At 40.3% G+C, this 13,820-nt stretch carries 12 protein-coding genes; 1 reads left to right on the top strand and 11 read right to left on the bottom strand.

Going from position 1 to position 13,820, the window contains the following annotated elements; all coding sequences use genetic code 11:
• The first annotated feature begins 1 nt into the window (after position 1).
• A complete protein-coding gene (locus M948_RS27585) occupies positions 2 to 1,099 on the top strand; it encodes a copper resistance D family protein (RefSeq protein ID WP_021289644.1) in 1,098 nt (365 codons plus the stop codon).
• Between the two features lie 55 nt (positions 1,100 to 1,154).
• On the opposite strand, the gene M948_RS27590 is transcribed toward M948_RS27585, so the two are convergent.
• The 11 genes from M948_RS27590 to M948_RS27640 all read right to left on the bottom strand — a co-directional run bounded on the left by M948_RS27590 (position 1,155) and on the right by M948_RS27640 (position 13,813).
• Positions 1,155 to 2,774 (bottom strand): flavin-containing monooxygenase, encoded by a 1,620-nt coding sequence (locus M948_RS27590; protein WP_021289645.1) that lies wholly within the window; start codon positions 2,772 to 2,774, stop codon positions 1,155 to 1,157.
• A 485-nt stretch (positions 2,775 to 3,259) separates the two neighbouring features.
• A complete protein-coding gene (locus M948_RS27595) occupies positions 3,260 to 4,228 on the bottom strand; it encodes a sugar phosphate isomerase/epimerase family protein (RefSeq protein ID WP_021289646.1) in 969 nt (322 codons plus the stop codon).
• Between the two features lie 80 nt (positions 4,229 to 4,308).
• On the bottom strand, positions 4,309 to 5,349 hold the full coding sequence (locus M948_RS27600) for a Gfo/Idh/MocA family protein (RefSeq protein WP_021289647.1): 1,041 nt from the start codon (positions 5,347 to 5,349) through the stop codon (positions 4,309 to 4,311).
• An 11-nt stretch (positions 5,350 to 5,360) separates the two neighbouring features.
• Positions 5,361 to 6,386: a Gfo/Idh/MocA family protein gene (locus M948_RS27605; protein ID WP_021289648.1), complete on the bottom strand. Its 1,026-nt coding sequence runs from the start codon at positions 6,384 to 6,386 to the stop codon at positions 5,361 to 5,363.
• 5 nt (positions 6,387 to 6,391) lie between these two features.
• A complete protein-coding gene (locus M948_RS27610; protein WP_021289649.1) occupies positions 6,392 to 7,114 on the bottom strand; it encodes a ThuA domain-containing protein in 723 nt (240 codons plus the stop codon).
• 27 nt (positions 7,115 to 7,141) lie between these two features.
• On the bottom strand, positions 7,142 to 8,146 hold the full coding sequence (locus M948_RS27615; protein WP_021289650.1) for a Gfo/Idh/MocA family protein: 1,005 nt from the start codon (positions 8,144 to 8,146) through the stop codon (positions 7,142 to 7,144).
• Positions 8,147 to 8,169: 23 nt separating this feature from the next.
• Positions 8,170 to 9,252, bottom strand: coding sequence for a Gfo/Idh/MocA family protein (locus M948_RS27620; RefSeq protein ID WP_021289651.1), 1,083 nt, complete (start codon positions 9,250 to 9,252; stop codon positions 8,170 to 8,172).
• 45 nt (positions 9,253 to 9,297) lie between these two features.
• The gene (locus tag M948_RS27625; protein ID WP_021289652.1) at positions 9,298 to 10,119 is read right to left on the bottom strand and encodes a carbohydrate ABC transporter permease; all 822 of its coding nucleotides are present in this window, start codon (positions 10,117 to 10,119) and stop codon (positions 9,298 to 9,300) included.
• Between the two features lie 13 nt (positions 10,120 to 10,132).
• Positions 10,133 to 11,458 (bottom strand): carbohydrate ABC transporter permease, encoded by a 1,326-nt coding sequence (locus M948_RS27630; RefSeq protein ID WP_021289653.1) that lies wholly within the window; start codon positions 11,456 to 11,458, stop codon positions 10,133 to 10,135.
• Between the two features lie 75 nt (positions 11,459 to 11,533).
• Positions 11,534 to 12,838, bottom strand: a complete 1,305-nt coding sequence (locus M948_RS27635; protein ID WP_021289654.1) for an ABC transporter substrate-binding protein — start codon at positions 12,836 to 12,838, stop codon at positions 11,534 to 11,536.
• A 219-nt stretch (positions 12,839 to 13,057) separates the two neighbouring features.
• Positions 13,058 to 13,813, bottom strand: a complete 756-nt coding sequence (locus tag M948_RS27640; protein ID WP_021289655.1) for an SDR family oxidoreductase — start codon at positions 13,811 to 13,813, stop codon at positions 13,058 to 13,060.
• Between the last annotated feature and the right edge of the window lie 7 nt (positions 13,814 to 13,820).

A 13,820-nucleotide genomic window follows, 5' to 3' on the forward strand; every position in this document is an offset into this window, starting at 1 on the left:
CATGTTCTTTCTAACCATCATAAGTGAAACACTGCTTTACCTTTGTTTTTCCCTTTTAATAGGGGCATATATATTTGCGATTATACCAACTAATCGCAAGCCAGCCATTTATATTTCTTCAACCATTAAACTTCTGGCTGTTTTGGGAATTACGATTTTATCATTTATCCCATTGATTCAAATTATCACCCATTTGTCACAGGCATATGGCTTTGGCTCAGCCGCACAGACAGTTCTATTATCATTTAAAATAGGTAACGCTTGGCTTTTTACGTTCATCCTTAGTATTGTTCTTGGATTTTATATTACCTTAACCGATGATAATCAAGATAAAAAGACAGCTTGGGGAGGTCTTGCGCTTGTTGTGTTCCTTGCAATTGGTGTTGCATGGAGCAGCCATGCAGGTTCGGTCGAAGGTATATATGGTGTGTTTATTCATGCTATGCACTTTATCGCTGTTATTATTTGGGTAGGCTGCTTACTGCTTGTAAGCTGGTTCGCCAAGGATCTTCACAATTGGAATCGTTTTTTAACATGGTTTCACCCAACAGCTATCGCCTGCTTTCTGTTCATTATGATAAGTGGCTTGTTGTTAATGAATGCCATAATTAATTTCCAACAGTATACTGATTCCTATTTGGTATCCTATGGTCAAAGTTTACTAATCAAGCATCTATTTATCTTACCACTATTTATTTACGCTTTTATCAATGGCTATTGGATGAAGAAAAAACTAACAACAGATTCTACATTTAACCCGAAGCCGTGGGTACGTGCAGAATTTCTCATAATTTTATTAATCTTTATCGTTACTGGCGTAATGAATGAACAATCACCCCCATTCCAGATCGAGAACTTAATCCAAAGTAGCGGATATGCTCCGATTTTAGAAATGTTTTACCATGGACCAATTGATGGTAATCAGGTAACACTCATGTGGAATAGTTCCACTATTTTCTTCGCTGTCATCGCACTATGTCTTACTATCAGCATGTATGTGTTCAAAACAAAAATGTCAGCAACATTGTCATTTATGCTCGCCTTATGTTTGGTACTAACGACGTATATTACGTTTATTCAAAGTATTATTATCATCTAATATTCGGCTGTCGGGCAATAGGATTCGACAGCCGAAAGTTCTCTAATGACGAGCCTTAGCTCATAGTAAATCCGTCATAATATTTAGCTGCAACATCATGACATATTTGTGTGTACGCTTCAAATCCACCAAGATAAATTAAAAAAGATCGTGGCTTTCCCGGAATATTAGCTCCTGTGTACCAAGAATCGGTTTTAGGGAACAATGTTTTATCGGCTATTTCTCTTGAATGCTTGCTCCACATTTTTTCCGCTGAAGGATTTGCTTCCACCGTTGTTTTCCCATGCTTTTGCATATATTCTAAGCAACCAGCGATCCACTCCACATGCTGTTCAATTGCTGTCGGCATATTCACTAAGACAGATGGGCTTTCTGGTCCAGTAATCATGAAGAAATTTGGGAAATCAGCTGTTGCCAATCCTAAGTAGGTACGTACCTGGCCTCCATCTTCCCATTTTTCCTTTAAGGCAACCCCTTTTCTTCCACGAATATCGATTTTAAATAAGGATCCAGTCATCCCATCAAATCCTGTCGCAAAAACAATTACATCAAGTGGGAAATCAGAACTGGTTGTACGAATTCCTTTAGATGTAATTTCAGCAATTGGATCTTCATTAACATCTGCAAGGGTTACGTTATCTCGATTAAACGTCTGGTAATAATGGTCATCTAAGTTCGGTCGCTTCGTTCCATAATAATGGTCTGGCTGTAGTTTCTTAGCTGTCTCAGGGTCTTCCACAATCTGTTCGATCTTTTGTCGAATGAAGGATGCCGCTGTTTCGTTGGAAGCCTCATTACTTGTTAAATCCTTATAAACCAACGGAAACGAGAAACCTCCCTCTTGCCAAGCCTCTTCATAGACCCGTTGCCTTTCTTCTGGGTCATCCTCTAATGCCGAATGTCTACTGACTTTTGTTAGTACGCCATTGATTGATTCTGGTAATTCTCGCTTAATTTGATGATAGTTCGCTTTTGCTTCCTTAATTATTTCTGGATCTAATGGATGATTTTTCGCTGGGACTGTATATTGTGGGGTACGTTGAAACACAGTTAAATGATCTGCTTCTTTAGCAATAACCGGGATCGCCTGTATGCCACTGGATCCAGTTCCAATTACACCAACACGTTTGCCCGTAAAATCTACGTTTTCATGCGGCCAATTTCCTGTATGATACCATGCTCCCTTAAAGTGTTCTAATCCTTTAAAGTTTGGAACATTCTTCGTTGATAAACAGCCTGCACCTGAGATGAAAAAGGTTGTTGTCACATGGGAGTCATCGTCTGTATAAATATGCCAAAGCTGCTGCTCCTCATTATAATGAGCTGCTGTTACCCTTGTATTAAACTGAATACCTTTTCGTAAATTGAACTTATCTGCTACATAGTTTAAATAGTGAAGTATCTCTTCCTGCTGTGGAAACCGGTCTGTCCACGTCCATTCTTTATACAACTCTTTAGAGAAGGTGTAGTTATAATACATGCTTTCCGAATCACAGCGCGCACCTGGATATCGATTCCAATACCAAACACCCCCAACATCAGCACCTGCTTCATACACTTGTGTGCGATACCCTGCTTTACGTAAGCGATGAAGCATATATAACCCTGAAAATCCTGCACCAATGACAATCGCATCAAAGTCAGGGGTTAAGTGATCTCGTTGTTTATCTTTCATGATTTTCCACCTCACATTCATAATAAATTTATATTTCATGCACTGTCATATTGATATACCCGAAATAAGCTAATTTTATCCTTCTTGCATTTTATCTCTTTCACTTCACAGATCATGCATTAGGGAAAACAAGCTAACTCCTTAATCCTACGCTTTCATCAGCAGTTAAGATATTCGAGTTGAGAAGGTGTTTTATGTGGCGATTCTTTTGAAAAAAAGGGGCCCCTTCCACTTACCTTCTATTTTCTTTCAATAAATCCCCTACAGACTGTCTAAAAATCACTCGACCGCTCACTTTATTTATTACAACTAGAATGATTTACTTTGCTACTTATTAAAATGTCTAACTTTTGGCGAATATCCAAGGTTTGCACAAGGGGACTCGTGCTTTCGAACAGGGAGTGGGCTGTACTCTTGGAGGCAAGAAAAAAAAGCTTGTAGAAAAACAAGGATTTTCTCTACAAGCTTAGAAATGCTAATCTCTGTTATGCCCACCACATCTGAGCAGGGGCCTCTTTGATATTTACATCTTTTAAATTCTTTACAGCTGCTTGGAATCCTTCATCAACCGACATGATTGGATCTTCATGTTCAATGCTAATAACATAATCATAGCCATACGTACGTAGCGCACTCACAATATCCGACCATTCTTTTTCACTATGCCCATAGCCGACAGAGCGGAACGTCCAAGCGCGACTTTGCACGCTGCTATATGGCTGCATATCTGTTAGACCGTACATGTTTACATTTTCTTGATCAATGTACGTATCTTTTGCATGGAAGTGGTGAATGGCGTTTTGTTTACCAAGAATTTTGATCGCCGCAACTGGATCAATCCCTTGCCACCATAAATGACTTGGGTCTAAGTTAGCACCAATTGCATCGTTCGTTGCTTCACGTAATTTCAACATCGTATATGGTGTATGGACGAGGAATCCTGCATGTAATTCCAAGCCTATCTTTATCCCATGATCTTTTGCAAACTGGCCCTGTTCCTTCCAATAAGGAATTAACTTGTTCTCCCACTGCCAATCAAGGATGTCTGAATATTCAGTGGGCCATGGGGTAACCGGCCAGTTCGGGTATTTGGATTGCTCGTTGGAACCAGGTGTACCAGAAAATGTATTAACGACTGGTACATTCATTAATTCTGCTAATTTCACCGTTTTAACAAACGCCTCATGAGAAGATTCAGCATGTGCTTGGTTTGGTGAAACTGGGTTGTCATGGCAACTAAATGCACTAATCGTCAACCCACGCGAATGGATTTTATCTAAATATATTTTCCGCTTCTCTTCACTAGCTAATAATTCATCGACGTTACAATGAGCTGTACCTGGGTTTCCGCCCGCGCCAATTTCCACCGCATCTAATCCAGACGCTTGCACATAATCGAGCATATCCTCAAAAGATTTTTCTCCGAATAAAACAGTAAATACGCCTAATTTCATCTTTTACTCCACCTTTCTATACTTATGACCAATCAGAAACAGGCCGATGAGGCTGCTGCCCTCTTCCCCTATAAACACTATTACTTCAGCTTCACACTGCTACCCGTGTCACTGCTTTGATAAATGGCATCAATGATTTTGGTAACTTTTAAGGCTTGTTCTGGCTTCACGACTAATTCGTCTTGACCCAAGCAGCTATCTACAAAGTTCTCAGCCTGAATATAGCCAGCGTTTGTTTCATTATGCTCTACTTTTGCATCGCTGCGCATAAAAGTACCAAGCTTTGGTTGATACAATTCAAACGGATAGAGACTCAACCCACCATCGACACCGGAAATACTCAAATGTCTCGTATCTTCCTTAATGTTGGCTGCCCAAGAGCATTCCATTTGCATGGAAATCCCGTTGTCAAACGTAATATAGCTAGTTACATGATCATCCACTTCGAACGTTGCATGATCGAATGTGCCCCAATCATTGATTTGGTTTGGCAGCTTGCTTAGCCGATTGTACGTTGTTCCCAACACTTCCACCGGTTCAGGATCGCCTAACAGCCAAATCGCTAAATCTAGAAGGTGACAACCATAGTCAATCAAGCTGCCTCCACCTTGTAGTTCTTTATTAGTAAAGACCCCCCAGCCGGGAACTTTTCTTCTGCGTAACGCCTGCACTCGAGTTACAAGCGGCTCACCAATTTCCTGATGCAGTACAGCTTGTTTTGCAAGCTTTGCATTATCGGTATGTCGATAATGGTAAGCAATTGCCAACTGCTTGCCAGATTGCTTCGCTGCCGATATCATACGCTCACATTCTTCCGTCGTCATCGCCATTGGCTTTTCACATAAGACATGAACACCAGCTTCTAATGCTGCTACTGTAATTTCTGCATGGAATTTATTTGGTGTACAAATTACCACCGCATTTACATGCTCAAATAAATCATGATATTGAACAAATGTACGTGGGATGTCATATTTTGCAGCTACTTCTTTGGCGCGATCTTGATTCACATCCTGCACTGCTATGATTTCCACTCGATCTTCTAACGCTTGGAAAGCTGGAATATGCCTGCTCTGAGCAATCCCACCGACTCCAATTATTCCTACTTTTAATTTATCCATAACAAACCTTCCTATATTTTTGTTATTGTCTTCGTTTGACTTGATTCCAACGCGGCTAAAATGACTTGCAGTGATTTCAATCCTTCTTCCCCATTAACCAATGGTTCGATATCGTTTAAAATTGAGTCGACAAAATGGTCAATCACATGCGTCGTTGTTTGGCCATCTTCCTCATTAGACTGAATACCACCTAGATCAATATTTGTCACGTTCCCATCTGCATGGTGGACAATAAACGAATAAGTTGAATCATCTTCTAAACGCAAAATGCCTTTTTCACCATAAATTCTTGTTGCATTATCTTCTTTAGATACATACGCCCAACTTGCTGCTAAAGTACCGATAATTCCGCTTTCTGTTTTTAACATACAAACAGCATTATCATCGACATCTGTGTCCGTTTTTGCATTTGATTCAACAAACGCAGCTACTTCACTAATTTCTTCACCAAGAAGAAAGCGAATTAAGTCAGCCTTATGTACACCGAGATCTCCCATGGATCCAATAAAAGCCTCATCTTTTTTAAAGAACCAGCTATTTTTGCCATCAATACTCCAGCCTTCTGGCCCACCATGACCAAATGCCGTCCGAAAGCTGTAGATTTTCCCTAACTCCCCGTTTGCAATCATTTCTCTTGCTTTTTGATGGGACGGGACAAACCGCTGATTATGACCAATCATTAGTTTTTTACCACGCTTCTTAGTAGCAGTGATCATCGCTTCAGCTTCTTGAATGCTTGTAGCCATTGGTTTCTCACATAAGACATGACAGCCTGCTTCTAATGCTGCAATGGATACAGGAGCATGTAAATAATTAGGTAAGCAAACACTGACCGCATCCAGTTCCTCTTTGGCTAACATGGCTTGATAATCCGTATAAGCTTTTACCTGATAACGTTGTGCAGTCTCGTTCACTCTTTCTTCTACCTTATCACAAACAGCCACAATATCTACTTTTGAGTTAGCTTGATATTCTAATAAATGCCGATGTTTAGCAATACTTCCACAGCCAATTATCGCTACGCGTAGTGATGCCATGTGATCTACCCCTTCTCTGCTATTTTCTCTAAAGGCTGTTTGTTACCATAGGTTGGCTTGATACTTTTCGAACTCGCCGCCCATTTTACTCCATTTGTAATAATCCGTTGAATTTCATTATTATGATACGTAGGATATGTCTCGTGACCTGGACGGAAATAAAAAATCTTTCCTTGCCCGCGCTTAAAGGTAGCACCACTTCGGAATACTTCTCCACCTTCAAACCAACTAACAAAGATCAACTCGTCTGGAACAGGGATGTCGAAATGTTCGCCATACATTTCTTCTTTCTCGAGCTCGACATATTCTCCTATTCCTGCTGTAATTGGGTGACTCGGATCAACTACCCATAAGCGTTCTTTATCATCCGCTTCCCGCCATTTCAAATCACATGTTGTACCCATTAATTTCTTAAATACTTTGGAAAAATGACCTGAATGAAGAACTACTAATCCCATTCCTTCAAGAACACGTACTTTTACCTTCTCTGCAATCGTATCCTCTACTTCATGATGCGCCTTATGCCCCCACCAAACAAGGACATCTGTTTCCTCTAATACCTCATCGGTTAAGCCATGTTCTGGTTCATCTAATGTTGCTGTTTGTGTATCTAAGCCCGCCTCTACTAAAAATTGGGAAAGCGTATCGTGAATCCCCTTTGGATAAATTTCTTCAACTTTCGGGTTTTCTTTTTCATGACGAAATTCGTTCCAGATGGTTACTTTCATTGTGTATATCCCCTTCGTCTGTAAATTTTATTTGATATCACTTACTTCTATTCGCTTTCCCTCCTGATGGGAGTGACGCGCTGCCTGATTAATCATTGTTAATTGCATCATATCTTGAGCAGTAATAAAAGTTGGTTCATCTGTTTGTATAGCGTTTACCCACTGCTCCATTGGAGTTGCTACTACTGGAAGCTGCTCATCAATTTCTATCCACTGGTTGTCGCCATAATGGATACTCTTTAAGCGAATACGACCTTCTTCAGCTAGTAGAACACCTTCTGTACCATACAGTTCCAATTGGAAAGGACTACTATATGATAAAAAGCCAGTTTCCACAACGCCTAATGCTCCAGAAGCGTATTCTATGGTTACTACTGCTGCATCATCAACATCCTTACTAACTTGGGGCTGCATTCTTGCATAAACTGCCTTCGGATCTTTGGCTAAGCGGTTTGTTAAATAAATTGGATGTGCACCAAGATCAATTAGTGCTCCACCACCAGTTTGCGCTTTATTAAAGAAACGCTTTGGCAGCCAGCCTGCTTCTTTTCCAGCTGGAGCAACTGCTCCATTATGCGCTAGCCGGCAGCGAATCATCGATAAATCCCCTAGCCATCCTTCGTTTAGCGCATGATCTGCCTGCAGAAATTCTTTCTCCGTAAGCCTTGGTAGCGATAGCATTAATTTGATACCAGCGTCTTCTGCCTGTTTAATAATCTCCTGACAATCTTCTATGGTGAAAGCCAATACTTTCTCGCTAAAAATATGTTTTTGATACTGACAAGCTTTTAACATGACTTTCTTATGCTGATCTGTAGGTGTGGTAATAATGACAGCGTCTATATCCGGACTTGAACAAACCTGATCAATATCTGCTTCAAAAGCAACATCTAATTCGTTCGCCCATCGCCTTCCACGATCGGGGTCTTCATCCCAAACCATTTCCACTTGTAAATCTGGATGTGCGATTGCTTCCCTTGCATAGTCGTCAGCATGAACATGCCATCTACTTAATAATGCTACTCGAATCATTCTTATTGCCACCCTTTTTTTGTTTAGTCAAAATAAACTGCTTTCCCCGTTTTTGCAGATTGATAGATCGCTTCTAAAATTTGGGTCACTACGAGAGCCTGTTGAGGCTGGACAACTGTTTCTTTGTCTTCGATTATGGACTCAATCCACAGTCGCGCTTCTAGATCAGCGTCAGATTCTGTTTCCCCATCATAAAAGGCAACACCACCCGCTCCTAAATCTACATTCGTCGTGTAAAGCTTTCCAAATTCTTCTCCATTCATGCGTAAACCATCTTTCATATCAGCTCCGCCTTCAGATCCACTTAGGGAGCATTTTGCCTCGTCTACGTCTAAGGAGTTTAATGCCCAGCTAGATTCCAAGATTATGGTAGCACCGTTTTTCATTGTGATAAATCCAAACGCGGAATCTTCTACATTGAAAGCCTTTGGATCCCATGAACCCCAAGGATTTGCTGCATTCTCTTTCTTTCCTAATTGATGATGCGTAGCCCCCATAACCACTTTCGGCTCATAGTTATTCATCATCCATAATGTTAAGTCAAGTGCATGTGTTCCAATATCAATTAATGGACCGCCGCCTTGCTTCTCCTCATCTAAAAACACTCCCCATGTAGGGACAGCACGCCGTCGAATCGCATGAGCTTTTGCAAAATAAATCTCTCCTAAGTCGCCGCGATCACAAACTTGTTTTAAATATCGACTATCTGGTCGAAAACGATTATTGTAACCAATCGTTAATTTTTTGTTTGATTGATTGGCCGCCTCGAGCATTGCCTTGGCTTCTTCTGCCGTTTTTGCCATTGGTTTTTCGCACATGACATGCTTATCTGCTTGCAGCGCAGCAATACTAATTTCTGCATGAGAAATATTTGGTGTAAGAACATGGACAACATCAATCGCTGAATCTTTCAACAAATCTTGATAGTTTTGATACACGCTTGAACCTTCCACTCCATATTCTTTCGCTGCCTGTTCGGCCTTTTCCTTCTTCACATCACAGAAAGCAACGAGCTCTACCTGCTGTAGTTTTGATAAACTCGGCAAATGCTTTCCAAAGGCAATGCCACCACAACCAATAATTCCTACTTGAACTTTCTCTGTCATATACTCCACCATCCTCTAAAGTTTAATTTTATTAAATCCGAACTCCTATTCTTTCACAGAGCCAGATGTCAAACCAGAAACGATTCTTCGTTGGAAAATCAGTACTAAAATGACAATTGGAATCGTCACAATTACTGTTGCAGCAGAAATATCCCCCCATGGAACAGAGAATTCACTCTGGTACATTGAAATCCCAACCGGTACTGTTCTCCACGAATCCTCACTATTAATCGTTAATGCGAAAAGATACTCATTCCAAGCAGCAATAAATACAAGAATCCCTGTAGTAAAAATGCCTGGTGTTGCCAGCGGGAAGATAATCTTACGAAATGTTTGGAACGGACTAGCCCCATCCAATTTCGCTGACTCCTCCAATTCATAAGGAATCTTTTGGAAAAATGTAGATAGAATCCAAATTGCAAGTGGAAGACTGATTGTAATATAAGGAATTATTAAACCTAAGTAGCTATTACGTAAACCTAAACCTGTAACAAGATTAAACATTGGCGATATGATCGCAATCTGCGGGAACATTGACGCAGCTAAGACAATTCCTAAAATCAGGCCTTTCCCCTTAATTGGCAGCCTTGTTACCGCATAAGCAGTAAACGAAGCAAAAACAAGTGCTAATAACGTTGTCAGGATCGATACGACAAAACTATTGAGCATATATCGTAACAATGGTCGATTTGTTAAAGCAGCCTCATAGGAGGATAGTGATGGATTACTTGTAAACCATTTAAACGAAGAAAAGATTTCATTTACTGGTTTAATCGATGTCAAGAATACCCAGATGAATGGGAACATGACGAGAAATACAAAGATAATCAAGAAAATATAAAAACCAATTTTTCCACGTTTGTTCATGCTACTCCCCTCCTCATTTTGTTCGACCTGCAAATAAATCGGAACCGATCAATTTCACATAGATGAAACTGATTAATGCTACACATAAGAACACGATAACCGACAACACAGATCCTTCTCCAAAATTTTGTTGAGCAAATAAGGTTTTATACGCGTACACCGAAATGGATTCCGTTGCATTCGCTGGTCCACCACCAGTTAATACATAAATCAAATCAAATACACGGAATGCATCCAGCGTTCTAAATAGTAAAGCTACTAGAATAGAAGATTTTAACAATGGCAAGGTGATCTTCCAAAATTGTTGCCACTTATTCGCCCCGTCTACGCCGGAAGCTTCATAGAGTGAACTCGGAATCGTCTGTAAGCCTGCTAGTATCAATAAAGCCATATATGGTGTTGTTTTCCAGACATCGGCTAAGATAATGGAGAACATTCCTCCATTAGACGTTGATAATAACCAGGATTCTCCTGGAATTAGATTTAGAGATGCTAAATAATGAGCTACGATACCAGACTGCCCATCATAGAGAAAACCCCACATCATGGCAGCCACAGCAGTTGGGATTGCCCAAGGAATTAATACTGAAGCACGAATGAGGCCTCTACCTTTAAACGCTCGATTAATAAGTAACGCGATACAAACACCAAGCACTAGCTCCAATGCAACTGTTACAACAGTAAAGAACGTTGTATTCCACAAGGATTTCCACATGCGTGTGTCCTGTAGATATTTTCCATAGTTTTTTAATCCAATGAAGTTCGATTTTAAGATGGTTTCTCCAGTCGCCCCCAGTAAATCCGCAGATTGGTTAATATTTTCACTGACTGTTTCATCTGAGACAGAGGAGGCTAAGCCTGTTAATTTATCTTGATAACTCATTAAAGCATCACGATATTCGTCTGCGAATCCATTATCAATCTTCTGGTATTTCAAATCGGAATCCGTGACCGGCTGATAGTTCATAATTAATTCATCGACTTTTTCCACTTTCTGCTTGGTTTCTTCATCTTCTACTAATTCTTGATGATACCCATTTATCTTTTCCTTTATGTCGGTAATAGTTGCTGCTGCTTCCCCTTCTACAGATGAAGCTAAATCCTCTAATTGACTATTAATATAAAAATGATTATCTACGTATCTCTCTAAATCAATATTGGCACTTAACATTAGTTCAGATCGGTTCGGATCATTTAATCGATAATCAAATAAACTATTCCAGAACGACTGCGCCACTGGCCAAAGCACAACAACAAAAACAAGAATTAATGAAGGCAGAACCATTGCATAACCAAGTTGTTTCTCATTCAATTGAAAGCTGCGTTTTTTCCTCTTCACGGTAACCCTCCTTCTCCTACATCTCTATTTATAAAGGCAAGATGAGGAATGCCCACCTTGCCTTATTAACCTTCCTTATTCGTTCATCGCAGCTTCCATTTTCGTTTGCATATTGGTAGCAGCTTGTTGTGGATTCTGATCACCAGTTAGGACTTTAGAGATTTCAATTTGCATAATATCTGAGATTTCTGGATAAATTGGTGTTACTGGACGGGGCACTGCGGTTTGCAATACTTCTCGGAAATCTGGGTTCCCAAATAATGAATTTAACTGCTGTATTTCAGGATCATCATATAATGCTTCAATAGTTGGCGCACGGCCGCCCTCCACTGCCGAAATCTTTTGTCCTTCCGGTCCAGATATAAATTTTACAAACTCCCAAGCAGCTTCAGGATGTTCGGAGTAACGATTAATCATCGTCATCCATCCACCTAATGCTGATGCACTCCCTGCATCCCCTTCTGGCATCGTGGTCATCTCTACATTCCCACTTATTGCAGAACGTTCTTCATCATTGGAAGAAGACATTAGGTATGGCCAGTTACGAGCAAAAACGGATTTCCCTTCAATCCAAGCATTCTCCGTTTCAATTTCTTGGAAATTAAGAATATTCTGTGGTACAAAATCAGAACCAACCACTTCTTTCATTTTTTCCAAAGCTTTAACGGTTTCCGGACTATCGACAACGACTTCATTATTCTCATTAACTACTTCTCCACCATACGATGCGATAAACTCAATCGCATTTGTAATTAATCCTTCATACTGTGCAGCTTGCATCAAATAACCAAATTCTGTCCCTTTTTCGCCTTTAAGGTTATTTGCTTGTTCAATAAGATCATCCCATGTTTTCGGCGGCTCATCGACGATATCTGTTCGGTAGTAGAGGATTCCGGCATCGGTATATTGTGGCATAGCCCATTGTTTTCCATCGAATTTACCCGCCTGAACTGTACCAGGGAAGTAATCCTCCATATTGATTCCATCTTTTTCAATGAAACGATCGAGCTCTAAAGCATAATTCGCTTGCGCAAACTCTGCTGGCCAAATCACATCTGCATTAAAAACGTCAATTTCTGTACTTTGCGAACTGAAAGCGGTTACATACTGGTCATGCGATTGACCGGTATCTGCCGGCATTTCTTGTTCTTTCACGTTAATATTTGGGTGCTTCTCTTCAAATGCCTTAATAAGTGCTTCTGTCGCTGGTGTTGTATCTACTCCACGGGCATAAACGATAGTAACTTCCTCTTCATCACCTGATCCGGAACCATTTTGATCAGCAGTTTCGTCTTCGGATGAAGAGTCACTACAAGCAATTAGTACAAATGCCAAGCCAATCAATAGTAGAATAGGAAGCAAGTATTTAGATAACTTCAATGGAAATCCCCCTTGGTTTTTATCGATTTCACCACAATAACTTTATTTAATATTAGAAAAAATGAAATCGATTACATTATGGTTTTATTATAACCCTTATTCCCCTGTTGTCAATAACTTTTTTATCCCACTCTAGATGTATCAATAATGCATGCCTCTTTTATCATGGCCGAGAAATTGAATGAAATCGATAATACTTTTCAAAATAATGCCCTTACCCTATTGTCTTAGAAATCCCCCTTCTGAATGAATAACTTGACCGGTTATCCAGCCTGCTTGATCGCTTGCAAGAAAAGATACTAATTTTGCCGCATCGTCTGGTTCACCGATTCTTCCTGATAGAAACTTGGGGTGAAGTTCTTGTTTTAGCTCCTCCGTCATCCAGCCAGTATCTGTTGGTCCAGGATTAACCGCGTTTACGGTAATTCCAAGTGGGGCAAGTTCAGCTGATAATGACAAAGTAAATGCCGATATAGCTCCTTTTGTTGCACCGTATGCTAACTCATTGACCATTGGTCCTTGCGCCTGACCAGATGTTAAATGGATAATCCGTCCATGATCAACATTTGTTTGTTCTAATTGACGTGCGAAGGCAGCACTTAATAACATTGTGTGACGCATATTGACTTGATAATGTTTATCTATTATTTCTGCATCAAGAATTTGGTAGCCATCCCTTGTAGAATGGGCCGCATTATTTACGAGAATAGTAGGAACTCCCATTTGATCTACCGCCGTCGTCATTATTTCCCTATGTGCTTGTGTGTGGGACAAATCGATGCCCAAATAATTACATTCAACCCCACGTCTCCTAATTTCTTCTTGAAAAAACGTTGGCCAACTAGCCTCTGCCCGAAAATGGGTAAAAAAGATCGAACTACCTGCCGCTGCAAGTTGACGGCAAATTGCCGCACCTATTCCATTGCCATGACTGACACCAGTAACAATCGCAATTTGGTTGGTTAATGAATACATGATATTC

It is taken from the genome of Virgibacillus sp. CM-4, assembly GCF_000445495.1.
Taxonomy (GTDB): Bacteria; Bacillota; Bacilli; order Bacillales; family Amphibacillaceae; genus Virgibacillus; species Virgibacillus salexigens.